The organism is Tsuneonella sp. HG094 (assembly GCF_053819285.1).
Genome location: NZ_JBSORA010000001.1, coordinates 2,851,998 through 2,872,804, shown reverse-complemented (window position 1 = coordinate 2,872,804; position 20,807 = coordinate 2,851,998). Strand labels below are relative to the sequence as shown.

Sequence of the window (20,807 nt, the reverse complement as noted above, 5' to 3'; positions counted from 1 at the left end):
CTGGCCCCGCCGTGACAAGTGTCGATGCCGTTCCTATCTTCCGGCGCTAAGGAGATTTCGATGAGCGAACAGGCAATTGTCGCGGGTGGGTGCTTCTGGTGCACCGAGGCGGTGTTCCGCGATGTCGTGGGCGTGAGCGAAGTCGAGAGCGGCTATATCGGCGGCCATGTCGCCAACCCGAACTACAAGGACGTCTGTTCGGGCAGCACCGGCCATGCCGAGGGCATCCGGGTGACCTACGATCCGGCGATCATCTCGCTACCGGAAATCTACGACGTGTTCCTCGGCACGCACGATCCGACCCAGTTGAACCGCCAGGGGAACGATGTCGGCACGCAGTACCGCTCGGCGATCTTCCCGCTCGACGATGCCCAACGTGCCGAAGCCGAAGCCGCGATCGGCCGCTGGAATGCCGACCACGCAGGGCAGCAGGCCGTCACCACTATCGAAGGCCCCGCCGAGTGGTATCCGGCCGAGGACTACCATCAAGAATACTGGGAAGGGGAAGGCCAGCGGAACCCCTATTGCCTCGCCGTCATCCCGCCCAAGTTGTTGAAGCTGCGCAAGAGCTTCGCGAACAAGGTGAAGTCCGAAAGCGCCTGAACGGGTCGCGACCGAGCTCAGCCTTCGCCGAGCCAGTCCGCCACCAGTTCCGCTCCGTGCTCGCCGATCGACGGCGGTGCGCGGCGGAATTGCGCGGGGGTGCGCGAGAGCTTCGCCGGGAACGCGACACTGGGGATCTCGGTCCCGTCGGTCTCCACGAAGCGATGCACCATGCCGCGCGCGGCAACGCCCGGGTCGGCGAAGACCTGCGAGACGCTGTTGACCGGTCCGGCGGGCACGCCGACCGCGAGGAGGCGCTCGATCAGCTTGGCGCCGGTCTCCCGCGCGACGAGGCCCTGCACCAGCGCCTCGATCGCATCGCGATTGACCGCGCGATCGCGGTTGCGCGCGAAGCGGGGATCGTCGGCCAGCTCGGGGCGCCCAAGCTCGGCGCAGAGGAGGCGAAACTGCCGGTCGTTGCCAACCGCAATCACGATCGGTCCGTCGCTTGCCGCGAAGGTCTTGTACGGCACCACGGTGGGATGGCGATTACCCATGCGCGTCGGCTCGACCCCGCCTACCAGCCATGACATCGCCTGGTTGGCGAGCGTGGCGACCTGGGTGTCAAACAGCGCGGCATCGACGTGCTGCCCCTCGCCCGTGGCATCGGCATGGCGCAGTGCCATCATGATGCCGATTGCGGCGTAGAGCCCTGTGGTGAGGTCGCACATCGCCACCCCGCTCTTGAGCGGCTCGCCGCCCTCCTCGCCGGTCAGGCTCATGATGCCGCCCATCCCTTGCGCGACGAAATCGTAGCCCGGCCGATCGGCGTAGGGGCCCGACTGGCCGAACCCGGTGATCGAGCAATAGACAAGGCGCGGGTTGATCGCGCTCAACGTATCATAATCGAGGCCGTAGCGGCGCAGTCCGCCGACCTTGAAATTCTCCACCACGATATCGGCCTTCTCCGCCAGTCGCCGCACCAGCGCCGCGCCATTCGGATCGGCAAGGTCGATGGCGATCGACCGCTTGTTGCGGTTGCACGCGAGATAGTAGGCGCTCTCGTCCGGCCGCTCGGTACCCTCGGCATCGCGCAGGAAAGGCGGCCCCCAGGCTCGCGTGTCGTCGCCCCGGCCCGGTGCCTCGACCTTCAGGACGTCGGCGCCGAAATCGCCGAGGATCTGGGTGCACCACGGGCCCGCCAGCACGCGCGAGAGATCGAGCACGCGCACGCCGGTCAGCGGCTGGGAAGCGGCACTCATGCAATCATCTCCAATTTCACGCCGCGCGTTTCGATGTTTGCGCTGCACGGGTCAAGGATTGCGCGGTGCGCACTTGACTTGACGTCCCAACGACCTGACCGCCGACTTGTGATTCCGTACACTCCAGAACACTCGCCACAATGACCGCAGCGCACAGCGATCAGCGGCCGATGCTGGCGCTGGCGATCCGGCTCGGAGCAGCTGTCGTGCTGACGCTGATGCTGGTGTTTGTGAAACTCGTGACGGAGTCGGGCGTAACCCTGACCGAGGCGCTGTTCTGGCGGCAGTTGCCCACCGTCCCGGTCATAATTCTGTGGCTGGCGGCGCAGGGCAAGGTGGCGACCTTGCGCAGCGAGCGGCTCGGCGCGCACTTCCGCCGGGGGATGCTGGGCCTGGCGGGCATGTTCCTGAACTTCGGCGCGGTGACCCTGCTGCCGCTGGCCGAGGCGACGACACTCAACTTCAGTTCGGCGATCTGGGCGGTCATCCTGTCGGCGCTGATCCTGCGCGAGCGGGTGGGTTGGTGGCGCTGGTCGGCGGTCCTGCTTGGCTTCACCGGCGTGGTCGTGATCGCCAATCCCGGTCACGGCGCGATTCCGCCTGCAGGAGCTGCCGTCGCCCTAGGCGCCGCTTTCGCGATCGCGCTGATCTCGATCCAGATCCGCGACCTCTCGCGAACCGAGCATCCATTGACGATCGTGTTCTGGTTCTCCGCCTTCACGGCTCCGCTGCTTGCGCTGGCGATGCCGTTCGTAATGACCGAGCACACCACGTACCAATGGTCGCTGCTGCTGGGCCTCGGCTTTTTCGGATTGCTTGGACAACTCCTGCTGACCGCGGCGTTGCGCTATGGTGCCGTGGCGAGCGTGATCGTGATGGATTACTCCTCGATCGTGTGGGCGACATTGTTCGGCTGGCTGGCGTTCGACCGCTTGCCGACCGCCACGACCTGGCTCGGTGCACCGCTCATCATTTCCGCGGGCCTCATCATCGCTTGGCGCGAACACCGGCTCGCGATTACGCGGGCAAGGGCGATGCTCGGGGAATAGGGAACCGCCTGCCCACGGAGTCGTTTCCGCTTTCGACCACTCTTGAATTCCGAGCCGAAAAAGGGACCCACAATGGCTAAGAAGATCATCATCGCCCTCGGCGTTGCTGCGATCACTTTCACCGCGACCGCCTGCAACACCGTCAAGGGCCTCGGCCGTGACGTCCAGTCGGTCGGCGAAGCCGGCAGCGACGCGATCGACTGAACCCGACAAGCCACCGGGCCGACAAGAGCCCTTCGTGGTCGCAAGAAACGCCCGTCGGTTCAGCCGGCGGGCGTTTTTCCTGTACGCGATACCGAGCGGGTCCAGCCGCCTGCCCGCGCCCGTCGCTCGCGCGCGATGAGCCAGCCGAGCAGGCCCAGCGGCCCGGCAAGGAATGTCGCCGCAAGAAACGGAGCCTGGAACAACCGCGAGAACCCTTTCGCGTCGGCATCTCGCGCAATCCACAGTCCTGTGAAAAGGTCGAATGCGAGATAATGCGTCCAGCCGAGCACCACTGCTCCGTCCGAGCGGAACAGGCTCTTGATCCCCGCCACCGAATAGTCGGTCAGATCAGCCACTCCCGCACCCGCATCGCGGACCGGATCGGCGATCCCGCCCACCAGCAGCACGAACACCGCCGCATAGGCGAGGCACAGCAGCGCCACCCCGCCATAGAGCACCAGTGACAACGGGATCGGCCGCCGCGGCGCGAGAAGCAGCAATGCCCACCCGGCAAGGGCAATCGCGTTGGTCAGCCCGAACAGCGTCTGCCACATGGCCGGATCAGCTTCCGCCCTGCTCGCTCAGCGTCGGGGTGCCTGCCGGCACCTTCGGTTCGCTCCAGGTGAGGATTGGCTTTCGCGCAGCCAGCGTCTCGTCGAGACGGCGGCGCGGCGCATGGATCGGCGCGTTCTTGAGACTCTCGTCCCCGGCTCGTGCGCGCTCGGCTAGCGAACGCAAGGCGAGGATCAACTGGTCGAGACCGGCCTTACTCTCGGTTTCGGTCGGTTCGACCAGCATCGCGCCGTGGACGACGAGCGGGAAATACATCGTCATCGGGTGGAAGCCCTCGTCGATCATCCCCTTGGCGAGGTCGAGCGTCGAAAGCCCTCCGGCAAAGCCTTTGTCGCTGAACAGCGCCTCGTGCATGCACGGCCCGCTCGCTCCGAACGGGGCATCGAGCAGGTCCTCGCAGGCGCGCAGGATGTAGTTCGCGTTAAGCACCGCATCACCCGATGCCTGCCGCAATCCGTCCGCCCCGTGGCTGAGGATGTACGTCAACGCGCGCGTGAACATGCCCATCTGGCCGTGGAACGCAGACATGCGCCCGAAACTCCGCATCGTGCCGCCGAAGTGCTCGTTCGAGAAGGCCTCGGCCTGCTCCTCTTCGACCAAATGGACAACGCCATCCTTCGTGCGGGCGGTATAGGGCAGCGGCCCAAACGGAGCGAGCGCCTCGGACAGCACGACCGGACCCGAACCCGGCCCGCCGCCGCCGTGCGGGGTGGAGAAGGTCTTGTGCAGGTTGATGTGCATCGCATCGACGCCAAGGTCGCCCGGGCGCACCCGGCCGACGATCGCGTTGAAGTTCGCCCCGTCGCAATAGACGTAGCCGCCCGCCGCGTGGACCGCGTCGGAGATTGCCTTCATGTCGCGCTCGAACAGCCCGCAGGTGTTGGGGTTGGTGATCATCACCCCCGCGACGTCCGGCCCGAGCCGGGCCTTGAGTGCCTCGAGATCGACACGGCCCTCGGCAGTCGCCGGGATGTTCTCCACCCGGTAGCCTGCGAAGACCGCAGTGGCGGGATTGGTGCCGTGCGCGCTTTCCGGCACCAAGATCACCTCGCGCGCATCGCCCTTCGCCTCGAGCGCGGCGCGGATGCATAGAATGCCGCACAGCTCGCCGTGGGCGCCGGCCTTTGGCGTCATGGCAACGCCGTGCATGCCGGTGAGCTCGATCAGCCAGAACGCCAACTCGTTGATCACCTCCAGCGCGCCGCGCACGGTATCGACCGGCTGCAGCGGGTGGACATCGAGGAAGCCCGGCATTCGCGCGACCTTTTCGTTGAGGCGCGGGTTGTGCTTCATCGTGCAGCTTCCCAACGGGAAGAGGCCGAGGTCGATCGCGTAGTTCTGGCGGCTGAGGCGGGTGTAATGGCGCACCGTCTCGGGCTCGGACAGGCCGGGGAGGCCAAAGCTGTCGGTGCGGGCCATGCCGCCGAGGCGACCACAGCCTCCAGCAGGCTCAGGCAGGTCGACGCCGGTCGTGTCGGTCGTACCGATCTCGAAGATCAGCGGCTCTTCCAGCATGAGCGCGCGGTTGCCGGTTGCGGTGCCTTCGCCTTCGCGGCGGTCGAGGGTCATGGCCGGGCGCCAGCCGCTCTTGTTCGGGGCGTTCATGGCAGCACCTCCTCGAGCGCGGCGGCAAGGGTTTCGATGTCCTGCTCCGAAGCGGTTTCGGTGACCGCGACGACAAGACCCTTCTCGAGCGCCTCGACGCCCGGGAACAGCCGCCCGAGCGACACGCCCGCGAGCACCTTCTTGGTCGCCAGGTCGCGCACGACGGGCCGCGCGTCGACCGGCAGGACAATCGTGAACTCGTTGAAGAATGCGTCGTTGAGCACGGTCACGCCCGGCACCTTGGCCAGCCGGTCGGCGGCGAGGCAGGCGAGGCGGTGATTTTCTGCCGCCAGCTGCCGCAGCCCCTTCTCGCCCAGCAGCGTCAGATGGATCGTGAATGCCAGCGCGCACAGGCCGGAGTTGGTGCAGATGTTGCTCGTCGCCTTTTCGCGGCGGATGTGCTGCTCTCGGGTGGAGAGGGTCAGCACGAAACCGCGCTTGCCCTCGGCATCGACCGTTTCGCCGCACAGGCGGCCGGGCATCTGGCGCACGTGCTTGGTGTCGCGCACCGCGAAGAGGCCAAGGTACGGCCCGCCGAACTGCAGGCCGACGCCGAGCGACTGCCCTTCGCCGACGACGATGTCCGCGCCCATCTCTCCGGGGGACTTCACCGCGCCGAGCGCGACCGGCTCGGTATTGACCGCAATCAGCAGCGCGCCCTTCGCGTGTGCCGCTTCGGCGATGGGAGCCATGTCGTAGACCCGGCCGAGGATGTCGGGATACTGGACCACGACGCAGCTCGTCGTCTCGTCGATCCGCGCGATCAGCCCGTCGATGTCGGGCGCGCCCTGGATCGACGGCAGCGCGTCGGCAATCTCGTCAGACGTGAACTTCGCCATCGTCCGCACCGTTTCGGCGTAGTGCGGGTGCAGCGCGCCCGACAGAACCACGCGGTCCCGCTTGGTCACGCGCCCAGCCATCGCGATCGCTTCCCAGCACGCGGTGGAACCGTCGTACATCGAAGCATTCGCCACCGCGCAGCCATAGAGCCGGGCGACCTGGCTCTGGAACTCGAACAACATCTGCAGCGTGCCCTGCGCGATCTCGGGCTGGTACGGCGTGTAGGCGGTCAGGAACTCGCCACGCTGGATCAGGTGGTCGACGCTTGCCGGAACATGATGGCGATAGGCCCCCGCCCCGCAAAAGAACGCTGCATCGGCGGCCGCGAGGTTTTTCTTCGACAGCGCCCGCATGTGCCGCTCGACCGCCATCTCGCTGGCATGAAGCGGCAGACCCGCGATCGGTCCTGCACGGTGCAGTCCGTCCGGCACATCGACAAACAGCGCATCGACGCTGGGCGCACCGACGACGTGCAGCATCTCGGTCCGGTCGGTGTCGGTCAGGGGTAGGTAGCGCATGAAAGTTCCCGTCAGAGAGTGTCGCAAAACGCCTTATAGGCGGCTTCGTCCATCAGCCCGTCGAGCTCGCCCGCGTCGGCGATGGTGAGCTTGAAGAACCAGCCTTCGCCCTCGGGCGCGGTGTTGACGAGCGCGGGGTCTTCCTCGAGCGCGCCATTGCCTTCGGTCACGGTGCCGCTGACGGGGGAATAGACGTCGCTCGCGGCCTTCACGCTCTCGACCACCGCGGCTTCGCCGCCCTTGGCCAGGCCCGCGCCGGTGTCGGGGACCTCGACGAACACGATGTCGCCGAGCTGACCCTGGGCGTAGTCGGTGATGCCCACGGTCGCGGTGTCGCCGTCGACTTCGATCCATTCATGATCTTCGGTGAAATAGCGGGTCACTTGGCGGCTCCTTTACGGTGATAGCGGTGGGGAACGAACGGCATGCCGGAAACGGTCAGAGGTACGCGCTTGCCGCGCACTTCGGCTTCGAGCGCGGTGCCCGGCGCGGTGTGCGCGGCGGCGACATAGCCCATCGCGATCGGCGCGCCGACGGTGGGCGCGAACCCGCCCGAGGTCACACGACCGACCTCATCACTGCCGGAGAATATCGGCGCCCCTTCGCGCACGGGCATCCGGCCTCCGACGGTAAAGCCGACGAGTTTCTTTGCCGGACCGTTCGCCAGCGCTGCGAGAATGCGTGTCGCGCCGTGGAAGCCGCCTTCCTCACGGCGCTTCTTGGAGATCGCGAAGGCGGCGTTGCCCTCGACGGGGTCGACGCTCTCGTCGAGGTCGTGGCCGTAGAGCGGCAGCCCCGCCTCGAGCCGCAGCGAATCGCGCGCGCCGAGGCCGATCGGGCGCACCCGATCATCGGCAACCAGCGCATCGGCGAGTTCGGCGAGCTTGCCAGCGGGGTACGACAGCTCGAACCCGTCTTCGCCGGTGTAGCCGCCGCGTCCGATGCCGAGCGCCTCGCCGTTCCACGTCCGGCTGGTGCCCTGCATGAACGACAGTTCGTCGGCGACGCCGGGCACGAGGCGGTCGAGCACCGCGGCAGCCTCGGGCCCTTGGAGTGCCAGCAGGCCGCGCTCGTCGAGGTGCTGGAGGGTAATCTCGTCGGGAAGGAATTCGCGCAGGAATCCGATGTCGTCCCACTTGGTCGCGCCGTTGACGACAACGTAGTAGCGCGGGGTCGCGCCATCGCTTTCGGTGACGTTGGTGACCATCAGGTCGTCGAGGATGCCCCCGTCCTCGGTCAGCAGCAGCGAGTAGCGAATGCGACCGGGCTTCAACGCCGAGATATCGCCGGGCAGGAGCGCCTCGAGCGCCTCGGCCGCGCCTTCGCCCTCGACGATCAGCTGGCCCATGTGGCTCACGTCGAACAGGCCGGCGTGCTCGCGCACCCACTGGTGCTCGGCCATGATCCCCTCATACTGGATCGGCATCTCGTAGCCCGCGAACGGCACCATGCGCGCGCCGCGCGCACGATGCCAGTCGCCCAGCGGCAGGGCTTCGGTCTCGATGGGGTCTTCGGTATCGCTCACGTGACTGTCCCGACAGCGCGGCCGATGCCCGGACCGGACACCTTGCAACCGCTGCCCCCTCTGTCGGGAAACCTGAGAGTTTGGCCATGCGTTGAAGCAGGCTTACACCGTCGGTGGCCCCGTCTACGCGACGGGACGCTTTCCAGAGTATCGCACGGCCCGCCACGGTCCTTTGGCCTGAGAGTTTCCGGGGCGGTTGCTCCTTCGGCGGCAGGCCCGAAGCCTGCGCTCTCCCATGGCGGACGTCGGAATCGCTTCCGGCGACAGCCCCGCCCTGCGCGAGCGGAAGGATTCGGTCAATCCAGATTGGGGCGCAACCAGCGTTCGGCGGTGGCGATATCCACGTCCCTGCGCCGGGCGTAGTCCTGCACCTGGTCGCGCCCGATGCGGGCGACGCCGAAGTATTCGCTCTCGGGGTGGCCGAAGTAGAACCCGCTGACCGCTGCCGTGGGCAGCATTGCGAAGCTTTCGGTCAGCGTGATCCCGGTGTGATCGCCCGCCTTGAGGAGGTCGAACAGGACCGGCTTCAGGCTGTGATCGGGGCATGCGGGATAGCCGGGCGCGGGTCGGATGCCGCGATATTCCTCGCGGATCAGCGCTTGGTTGGTCAGCTGCTCGCCCGGCGCATAGGCCCACAGGTCGGTGCGGACGTGGCGGTGCAGGCTTTCGGCAAAGGCTTCCGCCAGCCGGTCGGCGAGCGCCTTCAGCAGGATGTCGGAGTAATCATCCTTGTCCGCCAGGAACCGCTGCGAATGCGGCTCGATCCCGTGGATGCCGACCGCGAATCCGCCGATCCAGTCGCCCTTGGGGTCGATGAAGTCCGCAAGGCACATGTTCGCCCGGTCGCGGCTTTTCTTCACCTGCTGGCGGAGGAACGGGAGCAGGACGTGCCGCTCCTCGTCGACGAGGTGGACGGTCACGTCGTCGCCGTCGCGCGCGCAGGGCCACAGGCCAGCGACGCCTTTCGCCGTCAGCCACTTCTCGCCAATGATCCGGTCGAGCATCGCGTCGGCGTCGGCTTTGAGCGCACGGGCCGTTTCGCCGACCACTTCATCGTCGAGGATCGCGGGATAGTTGCCGTGCAGTTCCCACGCGCGGAAGAACGGGGTCCAGTCGATCAGCTCGCGCAGGTCGGTGAGCGACCAGTCGGGGAACGGATGGAGCCCGGGCTGCGCCGGAGGCATCGGCTTGTCGGCGTAGTTGGGATCGTAGAAGTTCGCCCGCGCCTCGTCGAGCGTCAGAAGCACCGACTGCGCCTTGCCCTCGCGCGCCTCGCGCACCTTGCGATATTCCGCCGCAGTATCCTCGACGAACCGGTCGCGCTGGGTATCGCTGAGCAGCCGGCTGGCGACGCCCACCGCGCGGCTCGCGTCGAGCACGTGGACCACGGGGCCAGAGTACTTCGGTTCGATCCGCAGCGCGGTGTGGACTTTGCTGGTGGTCGCGCCGCCGATCAGCAGCGGCATCGTCATGCCGGCGCGCGCCATTTCCTCGGCCACCGTCACCATCTCGTCGAGCGAGGGGGTGATCAGGCCGGAAAGGCCGATCATGTCGGCGTTGTTGTCGTTCGCGGTCTCGAGAATTCTTGCCCACGGCACCATCACGCCGAGGTCGATCACCTCGTATCCGTTGCACTGGAGAACGACGCCCACGATGTTCTTGCCGATGTCGTGAACGTCGCCCTTCACGGTCGCCATCACGATCCGGCCCTTCGACTGGTTCGCGAGGCCCGAAGCCTGCTTCTCGGCCTCGATGAAAGGGATGAGGTGCGCGACCGCCTTTTTCATCACGCGCGCGGACTTGACCACCTGCGGCAGGAACATCTTGCCGCTTCCGAACAGGTCGCCGACGACATTCATGCCGTCCATCAGCGGGCCTTCGATTACCTCGATCGGCCGATCCTTGAGCTGCCGCGCCTCTTCGGTATCTTCGACGACGTACGCGTCGATGCCCTTGACGAGGGCATGCTCCAGCCGCCGTTCGACCGGCCAACCGCGCCATTCCTCTGCGGCCTTTTCGTCGGCGGCGGACTTGCCCTTGAAACTTTCGGCAAGCTCGATGAGGCGCTCGGTCGCATCGGGACGGCGCATGAGGATGACGTCCTCGCACGCCTCGCGCAGCACCGGGTCGATCTGGTCGTAGATGTCGAGCTGGCCTGCATTGACGATCGCCATGTCGAGCCCGGCGGGGATTGCGTGGTAGAGGAACACCGAGTGCATCGCGCGGCGCACGGTCTCGTTGCCGCGGAAGCTGAAGCTGAGGTTGGACAATCCGCCTGAGTAGTGGGCGTGCGGGCACAGTTGGCGCAGTTCGGCCACGGCCTCGATGAAATCGAGCGCGTAGCGATCGTGCTCCTCGATTCCCGTCGCCACCGCGAACACGTTGGGGTCGAAGATGATGTCCTCGGGCGGGAAGCCGATGCCGGTGAGGAGGTCGTAGGCGCGCTTGCAGATCTCGACCTTGCGTTGCTTGGTATCAGCCTGGCCGGTCTCGTCGAACGCCATCACGACCGCGGCGGCGCCGTAGTCCATGCACTTGCGCGCATGGTCGAGGAAAGCGGCCTCGCCTTCCTTCATGCTGATCGAATTGACGATCGGCTTGCCCGACACGCACTTGAGGCCCGCCTCGATCACTTCCCATTTCGAGCTGTCGATCATCACCGGCACGCGGGCGATGTCGGGCTCGGCGGCGATCAGCTTCAAGAACGTGGTCATGGCGTGGACCGCATCGAGCAGCCCTTCGTCCATGTTGACGTCGATCACTTGCGCGCCGTTCTCGACCTGCTGCCGCGCGACCTCGACCGCCGCGGGATAGTCGCCCGCCATGATAAGCTTCTTGAACGCCGCCGAGCCGGTGACGTTGGTGCGCTCGCCGACGTTGACGAAACGCGAGGATGCAGGGGTATTCAACGCAGGTTCCAGTCGATCAGGCAGCGAGGGTGAACGGCTCGAGACCGGCGAGACGGGTCACCACCGGCGGCGTCGGCAACACACGCGGAGCGACGCCGCGCACACTGTCGGCGATGGACTTGATATGCGCCGGGGTCGAGCCGCAGCAGCCGCCGAGGACGTTGACCTGCCCCGCTGCCGCCCATTCGTGGACGAAGCCGGCGGTCTGGTCGGGCCGCTCGTCGTAGGCGCCCAGCTCGTTGGGCAGGCCCGCGTTGGGATAGACCATGATCGGCGCGTCGGCGATCTCGGCGAGCGTCTTGACGTGTGGCCGGAGCTGGGTCGCGCCGAACGAGCAGTTGAGGCCGATCGTCAGCGGCTTCGCGTGCCGCACCGCATGCCAGAACGCCTCGACCGTGTGGCCCGACAGATTGCGGCCGCTGAGGTCGGTCAGCGTCATCGACAGCATGATCGGAACATGTCGATGAAGCGCTTGTTCGACGTGCTTTACAGCCATGATACCGGCTTTTGCATTCAATGTGTCAAAGACCGTCTCGATCAGGATGAAGTCCGCCCCGCCCTCGACCAGCGCCTCGGCCTGCTCGCGGTAGACGTCGACGAGGGTGTCCCAGTCGATTTCGCGGTAACCGGGATCCTCGACATCGGGCGACAGCGAGAGCGTCTTGTTGGTCGGCCCGATCGCGCCCGCCACGAAGCGGGGACGGCCATCCTTGCCCTCGAACTCATCCGCGAGCGCCCGCGCGAGTTTCGCGCTTTCGACGTTGATCTCGCGCACGAGGGCTTCCGCGCCATAGTCGGCCTGGCTGATGCGGTTGGCGGAAAACGTGTTGGTTTCGGCGATATCGGCTCCTGCCTCGAAATAGGCGCGGTGAATCGCTTCGGGCACGTGCCGCGCAGTCAGCGCAAGAATGTCGTTGTTGCCCTTCTGGTCATGGCCGAGACCGAGCGACCCGGCATAATCGGCTTCGGCGAGCTTCCAGTTCTGGATCTCGGTACCGAAGGCACCATCGGTGATGAGGATGCGCTTGGCGCACTCGGCGAGGAACTGGTCGCGCTTGCTCATGACGGATCCTTCGGGCGGACGCCGAGCAGGTGGCAGATCGCGTAGCTCAGCTCGGCGCGGTTGAGTGTGTAGAAATGGAAATTGCGGACGTCGCCCGCGTAGAGTCGGCGGCACAGCTCGGCCGCCACGGTCGCCGAGACGAGCTGGCGCGCCGCCGGACGATCGTCGAGCCCGTCGAACAGCGTCTCCATCCAGTGCGGGATCGCGGTGCCGCACAGCCCGCTCATACGCTGGACCGAGGCGAAGCTCATCACCGGCATGATGCCCGGCACGATCTCGGCATCGATGCCCGCCGCCGCTGCCTTGTCGCGGAAGCGGAAGAAGCATTCGGGTTCGAAGAAGAACTGAGTGATCGCGCGGGTCGCCCCGGCGTCGATCTTGCGCTTGAGATTGTCGAGATCGGCAGCCTCGTCGGCGCTGTCGGGGTGCAGTTCGGGATAGGCGCCGACCGAAATCTCGAACGGCGCGATCCGCCTGAGGCCCGCGACGAGGTCGGCGGCATTCTCGTAGCCGTCGGGATGCGGAGCGTAGCGCGCGCCCGGTTCGGCCACGTCACCGCGCAGCGCGACGATATGGCGCACGCCGATGTCCCAGTAATCGCGGGCGATCGCATCGATCTCGGCTTTCGTCGCGTCGACACAGGTGAGGTGCGCCGCCGCCGGGATGCCGGTTTCGCGGATGATCCGCTCGACCGCGGCGTGCGTCCGCTCGCGCGTCGAGCCGCCCGCGCCGTAAGTGACCGAAACGAAGTTTGGCTCGAGCGGGGCGAGCGTCTGGACGCTCTGCCACAGCGTTTCGGCCATCTTCTCGGTCTTGGGCGGAAAGAATTCGAAGCTGACGCCGATGTCGCCGGGCAGCGAGGCGTAGAGCGGCTGCGCGTGAGCGATCTCGGCGTTCATCGGCTGGCTGCCTTGCGTTGCGCCGCGCCGGTCGCCGCGGAGCGACCGATGCGCGGCAGCGCGGCCTCGCCACGACGCGCGGTCCACACCTTTACCGCGAGTTCCCCGCCGTCGACCGTGGCCGGCGTGTCGGCGACGAAACCGTGGCGCGCCAGCATCGCCTCCATCTGATCGTCGGCGAAGCCGAGACGCGCGTGGGCATGGGTCCGGCGCATTTCCTCGCGGTCGTGCGCGGCGAGATCGACGATCGCGATCCGTCCACCCGCGCGGCAAACGCGCGCTGCCTCGGCGAGCGCATATTCGGGCTGGTGCGCATAGTGGAGCACCTGGTGGAAGATCACCGTGTCGAAGCTCTCGGGCGCGAACGGCAGCGCGGCGAAATCGCCCTGCACCAGTTCGACCCGGCCTGTCGGCAAGTGCTGGAGCCGGGCCCGCGCGAAGCGGAGCATTTCGGGGCTCTTGTCGAGACCCGTGACCTGCTCGGCGGCGGGTTCCAGCACTTCGGCGATCCGGCCGGTGCCGGTGCCGATGTCGAGGACCTGGCCCAGCCCGGCGCCGCCGAGCGCCGTCACCAGCGCTTGCTCGACCGCCTCGGCCGGGGCGAGCAGCATGCGCAACCGGTCCCATTCGCCGGCGTGGCGGGCGAAGAACTCGCCCGCGCTCTTCTCGCGGGTCTCGCGGATCGCGGCGAGGTGGCGGCGATCGTCGGCGCAGGTATCGGCGAAAGCGGCATCCTCGTCCTCGGCCGCGGCGAGCAGGCGGGCGATGGCGCGCGAAACCTGCTCTCCCGCAAGCGTGGACTGGCGCAGGAACACCCAGCTCCCCTCGCGCCGCCGCTCGGCAAGGCCCGCATCGGCAAGGATCGCGACATGACGCGAAACGCGCGGCTGGCTCTGCCCCAACACATGCGCCAGTTCGCCGACGGCAAGCTCCATCGTGCCGATCAGCCGCATGATCCGCAGCCGGGTGGAGTCGCCAAGAGCTCGCATGACCGTCTCTATTGTCATGCGACATATAAAGGTATCTTTATATCCGAAAGTCAAGCCGCGAGCGCGACCCGACCGGATAGTTTTTCTGCGCGCCGCGAAGGGCCCGCAGCGACGCTAGTCGAGCGGCTCGACCGCGATCAGAACCTGTCGTTCGGGGCTTTCGTCGAGCGCGGCCAGCGATTCAGCAGGCGTGAAGGCGTCACCGATTGCCACGTCGCTCAGTCCTGACAGATTGAAAGTCCCCAACTCTGGATCGCTATCGATCCGGCGGTTCTTGTGCGGATTGAACGCGCTGAGGAACAGCGCGCCGTTGCGCACGAACACGTTGTAGGGTTCGAGGTCGAGCGTGGCACCGTTGTAGGTGGCGCGGATGGCCCGGCGTTCGCGGATCGCTTCGCCGATCAGGTCGACCGGGCGGGGAGCTTCGAGAGTTTGTTGCTGCATTGCAGCACAAATACACAATTCGGTTTCGGTTCCGATACTGTTCTAAAGTTTTTTTGCCTCGCGCGTCAGGTCCGGCGCCAGCGGGCAGCGAAAAACCCGTCGAGCCCCCCTAAGTCAGCGAGCATCCCGGGGTCCGTGCGGAGCCAACCCTCGCTGGTGGGAGCGATCCCGGCGGGCAAGTCGCCAGCCGCAATCGGTCGAGGCTCGAGCGCGACGGCGCCAACCTGCGCCTCGCCCTCCTCGGGTTCGAGCGAGCAGGTGGCGTAGACCAGCGTGCCCCCAGCCGTGAGCCAGCGCTGTGCCCGGTTCAGGATTGCGGCCTGCAGCTCCGCCATCTCCGCGATCTGGCGCGGGCCGATGCGGTGGAGCACGTCGGGGTGGCGGCGGCAGGTGCCGGTCGCGGTGCACGGCGCATCGAGCAGGATCGCGTCGAACTGGCGGCCCGGCTCCCACTTCAGCGCATCGGCGGCGACGACTTCGGCGGCATGGCCGGTCCGCTCGAGGTTCTCGACCAGCCGGTCGAGCCGTTTGGCGCTCTTGTCGACGCTCGTCACCCGCCACCCCGCGGCGGCAAGCTGGAGCGTCTTGCCCCCCGGCGCGGCGCAGAGATCGAGTACGCTGTGCCCTTCGCCCGGCCCGAGCAGGCGGGCGGGGAGCGATGCGGCGAGGTCCTGCACCCACCAGGCGCCTTCCTCGAACCCCGCCAGCCGTTCGACCACGCTGCCGCGTGGCAGGCGCACATGGCCGGGGGCGAGCGAGATGCCGCCGAGTTCGCCGGCCCAGTGTTCGGTCTCCGACCAGTCCTTGAGCGCAAGATCGAGCGGGGGAAGATCGGCGAGCGCGGCGGCGATCGGACCGGCGCGCGCACCCCACCGCTCGGCGACTTCGGCCGGCAATGTCGGCACGGCGGGCAGCGCCACCTCCTGCTTGACCAGCGTCGAGAACACTCCGTGCGCGAGCCGGCGCGGCCCGCCGTCGAGCAGTTCGAGCCCGGTCGCGATCGCGGCATGCGGGGGCGTGTCGAGCCGCAACCACTGGGCGAGCATCATCCTGAGCACCGTGCGCGGCTTGGCATCGTCCGGCAGGCGCTGCTTCGTCGCGCTGTCGATCATGGTGTCGAGATCGACCAGCCAGCGCAGCGCTTCCGAGGATATCGCACGGGCGAGGCCGCGGTCGCTCGGCGTCAGGCCCTTGGCGGTCGCGCGCTCGGCCATCTCGAGCGTCTCACCCCGGCGCAGCACCGCGTCGAGCATCCGCAATGCCGCCGCGCGCGCGGCCAGTCCCTGAACCTTTGCCATCGCCCGCCCCTATCGGCGATTGCGCCCGGGCGCCAGCGCGCCCATCTTGGCGTCATGACCAACCGTGCCACCCAGCGTCCCGAACCGTTCGCCAAGCCCGCGCACTGGACCAGCGAACCGCCGCCCCCACCCGCCCCGGCGAAGGACGACGAGGAATTGTCCCCCACCCGCTACGGCGACTGGGTCCGCGACGGCATCGCCGTCGATTTTTGAGTCAGCAACGGTCCGCGACTAGCGGACCGCAAGGCCGAACGGCCGCCCGCAGGCGCCCTGGAGCGTAGCGGAAGGAACAGCGCCGAGGACGACCGCGCGGAGGCGCGGTCGCAATCAGAGACTCACCAACCTCACCTTCAGCCCGTCCCTCGGCTTGGGGATCGGCCAAGGCTGCCACTCGGGTGCGTAGCCATCCGCCACTTCGATCCGGTAGCGCTGGAGCAGCTGCGCCATCAGGATCTTCACCTGCATGTACGCGAAGTGGAGGCCGAGGCACATGTGCGCCCCGCCGCCGAAGGGTATCCACGCGTACTTGTGCCGCGCCTTCACCTTGTCGGGCGTGAAGCGCATGGGATCGAACGCCTTGACATCGTCGCCCCAGTGCTCGGGCAGGCGGTGGGTGAGATAGACGCTGAAGCCGACTTCCGAGCCGACCGGGATGCGGAAACCCTTGAATTCGAAGCTGCGCATGGCCCTGCGCGGCAGGCTGGGGACCGGGGGGATGAGCCGTAGGGCTTCCTTGAACGCCATCTCGGTCAGCTCGACCTTGCCGAGGTCGTCGTAAGTCAGCCCTCGCGGCTGTCCGTCGGCGCCCGGCCCGCCGGTGATCGCGACGATCTCCTCGCGCAGGCGCTCCTGCCACGCGGGGTTCTTCGCGAGCAGCCAGACGAGGCTGGTGGCGGACGAGGTGATCGTGTCGTGCGCGGCCATCATCAGGAAGTTCATGTGGTCCGCCACCGCGTCGACCGGCAGCAGGCTGCCGTCCTCGCGCGTGGCGGTGGCGAACTGGCTGAACATGTCCTGCCCCATGCCCTCGCCCGCGCGGCGGCGGAGCGTCTCGCGGGTGAACAGGCCGACGAGATAGCGCCGTCCATCAACGCCCTTCTTCATCTGGGTGAACGGCAAGGGACGCCGGATGGGAGTGACGGAGGCCTGCACCATGTCGACGAAGGCCTGGTTGATCTTCGGCGACTCCGGGCCAAGCCCGCCGCCGAGGAAGCTTTCCGCCGCAAGGTCGAGCGTCAGCTGCTTGATCGCGGGGTAGAACCGCATCTCTCCGCCCCAGCCGGCCACCTCCTCCGCGATGCCTCGGTCGAGGGCACCCGCGTAATGCCGCATCGGCTCGGGCTTGAAGGCGATCGACAGCGCGCGCCGGTCGATCCGGTGATGGTCGAAATCCATCAGCATCAGCCCGCGCGGAAACAGCTTGTCGAGCGTCGGCCCCCAGCCCTGCTCGGAACTGAAGATCTTGTCGCGATCCATCAGGATCAGCTCGTTGGCCTCGGCCCCGACCAGCGCGATGTGCCAGCCGCCGAACGCGTGATTCTTGTAGACCGGGCCATAAGTCCGATACATCCGGTATCCGAAGGCAATCGGATCGGCGAGCAGGCGGAATGTGTTGCCGACCAGCGGCAGCCCGCGCTCGCCGGGGATATGCGCCAGGTCGGCGTCGCTGGGATAGCCGGTGTAGGCGTGCGCCGGCGGCGTTTCGTGCGCTGAATTGGCTTGCAGGACGGGTTCGGCGATCGAGGCCATCAGCGGCTCCTTGCTACTGACATCCTTGTAAGCGCGTCAAATCCAGCCCGCAAGTTCGCGCCGCACCAGCGTCTCCAGCATCGCCATGCCCGGCCCGCCCGCGTTGAGGCAGGCGAGCGTGGCGTAGTCGGTCCCGCCCACGGCCACGAATTGCTCGCGCCCCCGTATCGCCAATTCCTCGAGCGTCTCGAGGCAGTCGGCGGAGAACCCCGGCGCGGCGACCGCGAGACGGCGGGTGCCGCTGCGCGCTTCGTCCACGAGCACGGCGTCGGTCGCGGGCTCGAGCCACTTGGCCCGACCGAACCGGCTCTGGAACGTGGTCACGACCCGCAAGCCTGGCCGCGCGAGCGCCGCCTCGAACAGGCGCGCGGTCTTGCGGCAGTGGCAGTGATAGGGATCGCCGAGGTCGAGCGTGCGCTGCGGCATCCCGTGGAAGCTGAGCAGCAGCACCTCGGGTACGAACGCCAGCGCATCGAGTTGCGCGCCGATATCGCTTGCGAGCGCGGCGATATAGGCGGGGTCGTCGTGATACGGCGGCAGTGTGCGCAGCGCGGGTTGCCAACGCATTGTCCGCAGGGTGTCCGCAGCCTTGTCCACAACCGTCGCGGTCGTCGCGGCGCTGTATTGCGGGTAGAGCGGCGCGAGCAGGATCCGTTCGCACCCTTCGTCCATAAGCGCGCGCAGTTCGGCGTCGATCGCCGGGCGGCCATAGCGCATGGCGTGGCGCACCCGCACCCCGCCGCCGAGCCGCTCCTGCAACGCCTTGGCCTGCGCGGCGGTGATCGCGGCGAGCGGCGATCCCGCCTCGGTCCAGACCTGCGAATAGGCGTGCGCGCTCTTCTTCGGGCGCGTGTTCAGGATGATCCCGCGCAGGATCGGCTGCCACGCGATCGGCGGTATCTCGACCACGCGACGATCGGAGAGGAATTCGGCAAGGTAGCGCTTCACGCTCCGCGCATCGGGCGCGTCGGGCGTGCCGAGATTGACCACGAGCACGCCAACCCGGCCGCTCTGCACCGGCGAGTGGCCCTCGGGCAGCGATTGGGGCGTCCAGGTCATAGTCCCTCCGACAGGAGCGGCAGGCGGCGCAGGCGCAGCCCGGTCGCCGAATGCAGCGCGTTGGCGATCGCGGGCGGGGCAACCGCGACCCCGATCTCGCCCGGATCGGCGGGCTCGCCTTCGCCGGGGATCACCTCCAGCGCGATCTCTGGGCAATCGGACAGGCGCGGCAGGTTCAGGCTGGCGAGACGGCTCGCGGCCGGCAGGCCGGCGGCATACTGCAGCGTCGAACCGGTGGCCAGCGAAGTGCCGAACACCAGGCCGCCCTCGACCTGCTGGCGCACGAGATCGAGATTGACCACGCGGCCAAGGTCGACCGCGACCGAAAGCTTCTCCACGCGCACCCCGCCTTCGCCCGCGCGGGCGGTGGCGACGCAGGCGATCCGCGCGACTGGGCCTCCGCTGGCGGGATCGCCGATCCGCCAGCAGGCGATGCCGTTGCCGCTCTGCCCGGCACCGCCGTCCCACTGGCCGAGCCGGGCGGCGCGCTGCAAGCATTCGGCAAGCCGCGCGTCCTCTCCCAGCAGCGCCATGCGGAACGACAGCGGTTCGCGGCCCACGCGGGTCGCCAGTTCGTCGATGAAGCTTTCGGTGATGAAGGCGAGGTACGCGTGGGCATTGCCGCGCATCCGCCCGCTGGGCAGCCCTACATCGACCGGCACATGGTCGATCGCGATGTCGGGAATGGAATAGGGGCCGAGCGCGCCTTCGAACGCCAGCGGGTCCGGCGCGGAAGCGGCGGCGCGGCGGGCGGCAAGCGCGGTCTTGTTGCCGAACAGCCGGGCGCCGAATTCGGCTGTGGTCGAAGGCATCGCCACCCGCAAGCGCAACGCGGTGGGGCTGCCGTCTTCCTGCGCGGTCCACGCGCTCGCGAGGCAAGCAAGCGGCGCGCGGGAACGACCGGCGACGTGTTCCTGCCAGCGCGACCAGACGAGCTGGACCGGCGCGCCGACCTCGGCCGCGATCACCGCCGCCTCGATCACATGATCGTGCTCGAGCCGCCGGTCGAAGCTTCCGCCCGCCGCGACCGGATAGAGCACGGCATCCTCGGCGGAGAGTCCGACGGCCTTCGCCGCTGCCGCCTTCGCGTGGCCGGGCGCCTGAGTCGCCGCCCAGAGTTCGAGCTTGCCATCGGCGAGGCGCGCGGTGGCGGTCGCGGTCTCGATCGTCGCATGGGTCGCCGGGGCGATCTCATAGCGGAACGTGGCGGCCGCATCTCCCTTGTCGCGGTCGCCCGTGCCGCGCGTTGCGATCCGGCTCGCCTCGCCGTCGGTCAACGCCGCGTCGAGCGCGCCCGCCACGCGGTCGCTGCTCGCCCTCCCGGTCGTCTGCCAGATCGGCGTCATCGCCTTGAGCGCTTCTTCCGCTGCCCACCAGGTATCGGCCACCGCCGCGATCCAGCCGCGCGACCTGACCACGTGGCGAAGACCGCGAACCTGCCCGCCCGCCTCTTCATCGAAGCCCTGCAGTTCGGTATCGCCGATCGGGCCGTGGCGGATTGCTGCATAGAGCATTCCGGGCAGGCGGATATCGCCCGCGAAGGGGAAAGAGCCGTCGACCTTGGCCGGCAGGTCGAGCCGGGGGTAGCGGATGCCCGCGGCCTCCTCGACTGGGTCGGGGACCTCGCCGTAAGGCGCGCTCCGGAGCGGTGGGGGATCGGGCGGATCGTATTCGGCGGCCTCCTCGGCCAGCGACGCAAAGCTCAGCGCCTTGCCCTGGTGGAGCACGAGACCGTCGCGAACCTCGCATTCTTCCCAGCCCACGCCCCAGCGGTCGGCCGCCGCCATGCACAGCATCGCCCGCGCCGCCGCCGCCGCCGCGCGCGCGGGTGCCTCGTAGGCGGGAAGCGTCGTCCCGTCGGCGGTGACGGTGAAGCCCGTTCCCTCGGCCCAGCGGCGCGCGATAAGCTTGCGCGGATCGTCGGCGAGGCCGGGGACCATCGGCATCCACAGCGCCGCCCATTTCGCGGCGAGCGGCACGTTGGGATAGGCGCCCGACACCGGCGCCGGTTCGACCGCGACCTGCCGCCAGTCCGCACCCATCTCCGCCGCGACGATCTGCGGCAGCAGCGTGGTCACGCCCTGGCCCATCTCGAGCTGCGGCACCGCCACCGTCAGCACCCCGTCCCGGCCCAGCTTGAGCCACGCGGAATAAGCCCACTCACCCCGCCCGGCGGCAAGCGGCGTACCGTATTCGCGTGGCCACAAGCCCCAGGCGACCAGCAGGCCGCCGCCCACCGCCGCGCCGGCAAGGAGGCTCCGGCGGCTGACGTGCACAG

19 protein-coding genes and 1 riboswitch are annotated in these 20,807 nt (G+C 67.9%); of the genes, 4 read left to right on the top strand and 15 right to left on the bottom strand.

Features of this window, described 5'->3' with window-relative positions; genetic code table 11:
* The first annotated feature begins 60 nt into the window (after positions 1 to 60).
* Positions 61 to 603: a peptide-methionine (S)-S-oxide reductase MsrA gene (gene msrA / locus ACWPMX_RS14255; RefSeq protein WP_455700656.1), complete on the top strand. Its 543-nt coding sequence runs from the start codon at positions 61 to 63 to the stop codon at positions 601 to 603.
* Positions 604 to 620: 17 nt separating this feature from the next.
* On the opposite strand, the gene ACWPMX_RS14250 is transcribed toward msrA, so the two are convergent.
* Positions 621 to 1,805, bottom strand: coding sequence for a CaiB/BaiF CoA transferase family protein (locus tag ACWPMX_RS14250; protein WP_455700655.1), 1,185 nt, complete (start codon positions 1,803 to 1,805; stop codon positions 621 to 623).
* Positions 1,806 to 1,945: 140 nt separating this feature from the next.
* Here ACWPMX_RS14250 and ACWPMX_RS14245 point away from each other — a divergent pair, with 140 nt between their 5' ends.
* Positions 1,946 to 2,854, top strand: a complete 909-nt coding sequence (locus ACWPMX_RS14245) for a DMT family transporter (RefSeq protein WP_455700654.1) — start codon at positions 1,946 to 1,948, stop codon at positions 2,852 to 2,854.
* A 72-nt stretch (positions 2,855 to 2,926) separates the two neighbouring features.
* Positions 2,927 to 3,058 carry an entericidin A/B family lipoprotein gene (locus ACWPMX_RS14240; RefSeq protein WP_455700653.1) on the top strand — a complete coding sequence of 44 codons (132 nt, stop codon included), beginning with the start codon at positions 2,927 to 2,929 and terminating at the stop codon, positions 3,056 to 3,058.
* Positions 3,059 to 3,117: 59 nt separating this feature from the next.
* Here ACWPMX_RS14240 and ACWPMX_RS14235 read toward each other — a convergent pair whose 3' ends face one another.
* The 11 genes from ACWPMX_RS14235 to ACWPMX_RS14185 all read right to left on the bottom strand — a co-directional run bounded on the left by ACWPMX_RS14235 (position 3,118) and on the right by ACWPMX_RS14185 (position 15,721).
* Positions 3,118 to 3,612 carry an ABA4-like family protein gene (locus ACWPMX_RS14235; RefSeq protein ID WP_455700652.1) on the bottom strand — a complete coding sequence of 165 codons (495 nt, stop codon included), beginning with the start codon at positions 3,610 to 3,612 and terminating at the stop codon, positions 3,118 to 3,120.
* Positions 3,613 to 3,619: 7 nt separating this feature from the next.
* Positions 3,620 to 5,236, bottom strand: a complete 1,617-nt coding sequence (gene gcvPB / locus ACWPMX_RS14230) for an aminomethyl-transferring glycine dehydrogenase subunit GcvPB (protein WP_455700651.1) — start codon at positions 5,234 to 5,236, stop codon at positions 3,620 to 3,622.
* The gene (gene gcvPA / locus ACWPMX_RS14225; RefSeq protein WP_455700650.1) at positions 5,233 to 6,594 is read right to left on the bottom strand and encodes an aminomethyl-transferring glycine dehydrogenase subunit GcvPA; all 1,362 of its coding nucleotides are present in this window, start codon (positions 6,592 to 6,594) and stop codon (positions 5,233 to 5,235) included. Before gcvPA ends, gcvPB begins: the two co-directional genes overlap by 4 nt.
* Before the next feature lie 11 nt (positions 6,595 to 6,605).
* On the bottom strand, positions 6,606 to 6,977 hold the full coding sequence (gene gcvH, locus ACWPMX_RS14220) for a glycine cleavage system protein GcvH (RefSeq protein ID WP_455700649.1): 372 nt from the start codon (positions 6,975 to 6,977) through the stop codon (positions 6,606 to 6,608).
* Entirely contained in the window at positions 6,974 to 8,119 is a 1,146-nt protein-coding gene (gene gcvT / locus ACWPMX_RS14215) for a glycine cleavage system aminomethyltransferase GcvT (protein ID WP_455700648.1), read from the bottom strand. Before gcvT ends, gcvH begins: the two co-directional genes overlap by 4 nt.
* Before the next feature lie 155 nt (positions 8,120 to 8,274).
* A riboswitch (glycine riboswitch) is annotated at positions 8,275 to 8,365 on the bottom strand.
* 50 nt (positions 8,366 to 8,415) lie between these two features.
* Complete coding sequence (metH, locus tag ACWPMX_RS14210; protein WP_455700647.1) at positions 8,416 to 11,028, bottom strand: methionine synthase; 2,613 nt, start codon at positions 11,026 to 11,028, stop codon at positions 8,416 to 8,418.
* A gap of 16 nt (positions 11,029 to 11,044) precedes the next feature.
* Positions 11,045 to 12,091: a homocysteine S-methyltransferase family protein gene (locus tag ACWPMX_RS14205; RefSeq protein WP_455700646.1), complete on the bottom strand. Its 1,047-nt coding sequence runs from the start codon at positions 12,089 to 12,091 to the stop codon at positions 11,045 to 11,047.
* Positions 12,088 to 12,990: a methylenetetrahydrofolate reductase [NAD(P)H] gene (metF, locus tag ACWPMX_RS14200; protein ID WP_455700645.1), complete on the bottom strand. Its 903-nt coding sequence runs from the start codon at positions 12,988 to 12,990 to the stop codon at positions 12,088 to 12,090. The genes ACWPMX_RS14205 and metF overlap by 4 nt, the downstream gene beginning before the upstream one ends.
* Positions 12,987 to 13,997, bottom strand: coding sequence for an ArsR/SmtB family transcription factor (locus ACWPMX_RS14195; RefSeq protein ID WP_455700644.1), 1,011 nt, complete (start codon positions 13,995 to 13,997; stop codon positions 12,987 to 12,989). Before ACWPMX_RS14195 ends, metF begins: the two co-directional genes overlap by 4 nt.
* A 96-nt stretch (positions 13,998 to 14,093) precedes the next feature.
* Positions 14,094 to 14,423: a WYL domain-containing protein gene (locus ACWPMX_RS14190; protein ID WP_455700643.1), complete on the bottom strand. Its 330-nt coding sequence runs from the start codon at positions 14,421 to 14,423 to the stop codon at positions 14,094 to 14,096.
* Between the two features lie 65 nt (positions 14,424 to 14,488).
* Positions 14,489 to 15,721 (bottom strand): RsmB/NOP family class I SAM-dependent RNA methyltransferase, encoded by a 1,233-nt coding sequence (locus ACWPMX_RS14185; protein ID WP_455700642.1) that lies wholly within the window; start codon positions 15,719 to 15,721, stop codon positions 14,489 to 14,491.
* Positions 15,722 to 15,775: 54 nt separating this feature from the next.
* Here ACWPMX_RS14185 and ACWPMX_RS14180 point away from each other — a divergent pair, with 54 nt between their 5' ends.
* Positions 15,776 to 15,934 carry a DUF1674 domain-containing protein gene (locus ACWPMX_RS14180; RefSeq protein ID WP_455700641.1) on the top strand — a complete coding sequence of 53 codons (159 nt, stop codon included), beginning with the start codon at positions 15,776 to 15,778 and terminating at the stop codon, positions 15,932 to 15,934.
* A 114-nt stretch (positions 15,935 to 16,048) separates the two neighbouring features.
* On the opposite strand, the gene ACWPMX_RS14175 is transcribed toward ACWPMX_RS14180, so the two are convergent.
* From ACWPMX_RS14175 to ACWPMX_RS14165, 3 genes are read right to left on the bottom strand one after another with little or no spacing between them, the layout of a single operon-like run.
* A complete protein-coding gene (locus tag ACWPMX_RS14175) occupies positions 16,049 to 17,470 on the bottom strand; it encodes a cytochrome P450 (protein WP_455700640.1) in 1,422 nt (473 codons plus the stop codon).
* Between the two features lie 36 nt (positions 17,471 to 17,506).
* Positions 17,507 to 18,529 (bottom strand): ferrochelatase, encoded by a 1,023-nt coding sequence (hemH, locus tag ACWPMX_RS14170; protein WP_455700639.1) that lies wholly within the window; start codon positions 18,527 to 18,529, stop codon positions 17,507 to 17,509.
* The gene (locus ACWPMX_RS14165; RefSeq protein WP_455700638.1) at positions 18,526 to 20,805 is read right to left on the bottom strand and encodes a molybdopterin cofactor-binding domain-containing protein; all 2,280 of its coding nucleotides are present in this window, start codon (positions 20,803 to 20,805) and stop codon (positions 18,526 to 18,528) included. Before ACWPMX_RS14165 ends, hemH begins: the two co-directional genes overlap by 4 nt.
* Positions 20,806 to 20,807 lie beyond the last annotated feature (2 nt).

What these genes read in the sequence shown, in the direction of transcription:
- ACWPMX_RS14245 (WP_455700654.1), top strand. Translation starts at nt 1,946, where the DNA reads ATGACCGCAGCGCACAGCGATCAGCGGCCGATGCTGGCGCTGGCGATC.
- ACWPMX_RS14190 (WP_455700643.1), bottom strand. Translation starts at nt 14,423, where the DNA reads ATGCAGCAACAAACTCTCGAAGCTCCCCGCCCGGTCGACCTGATCGGC.
- gcvPA (WP_455700650.1), bottom strand. Translation starts at nt 6,594, where the DNA reads ATGCGCTACCTACCCCTGACCGACACCGACCGGACCGAGATGCTGCAC.
- ACWPMX_RS14205 (WP_455700646.1), bottom strand. Translation starts at nt 12,091, where the DNA reads ATGAGCAAGCGCGACCAGTTCCTCGCCGAGTGCGCCAAGCGCATCCTC.
- ACWPMX_RS14240 (WP_455700653.1), top strand. Translation starts at nt 2,927, where the DNA reads ATGGCTAAGAAGATCATCATCGCCCTCGGCGTTGCTGCGATCACTTTC.
- ACWPMX_RS14195 (WP_455700644.1), bottom strand. Translation starts at nt 13,997, where the DNA reads ATGACAATAGAGACGGTCATGCGAGCTCTTGGCGACTCCACCCGGCTG.
- gcvPB (WP_455700651.1), bottom strand. Translation starts at nt 5,236, where the DNA reads ATGAACGCCCCGAACAAGAGCGGCTGGCGCCCGGCCATGACCCTCGAC.
- ACWPMX_RS14180 (WP_455700641.1), top strand. Translation starts at nt 15,776, where the DNA reads ATGACCAACCGTGCCACCCAGCGTCCCGAACCGTTCGCCAAGCCCGCG.
- hemH (WP_455700639.1), bottom strand. Translation starts at nt 18,529, where the DNA reads ATGACCTGGACGCCCCAATCGCTGCCCGAGGGCCACTCGCCGGTGCAG.
- ACWPMX_RS14175 (WP_455700640.1), bottom strand. Translation starts at nt 17,470, where the DNA reads ATGGCCTCGATCGCCGAACCCGTCCTGCAAGCCAATTCAGCGCACGAA.
- ACWPMX_RS14235 (WP_455700652.1), bottom strand. Translation starts at nt 3,612, where the DNA reads ATGTGGCAGACGCTGTTCGGGCTGACCAACGCGATTGCCCTTGCCGGG.
- ACWPMX_RS14185 (WP_455700642.1), bottom strand. Translation starts at nt 15,721, where the DNA reads ATGGCAAAGGTTCAGGGACTGGCCGCGCGCGCGGCGGCATTGCGGATG.
- metF (WP_455700645.1), bottom strand. Translation starts at nt 12,990, where the DNA reads ATGAACGCCGAGATCGCTCACGCGCAGCCGCTCTACGCCTCGCTGCCC.
- ACWPMX_RS14250 (WP_455700655.1), bottom strand. Translation starts at nt 1,805, where the DNA reads ATGAGTGCCGCTTCCCAGCCGCTGACCGGCGTGCGCGTGCTCGATCTC.
- msrA (WP_455700656.1), top strand. Translation starts at nt 61, where the DNA reads ATGAGCGAACAGGCAATTGTCGCGGGTGGGTGCTTCTGGTGCACCGAG.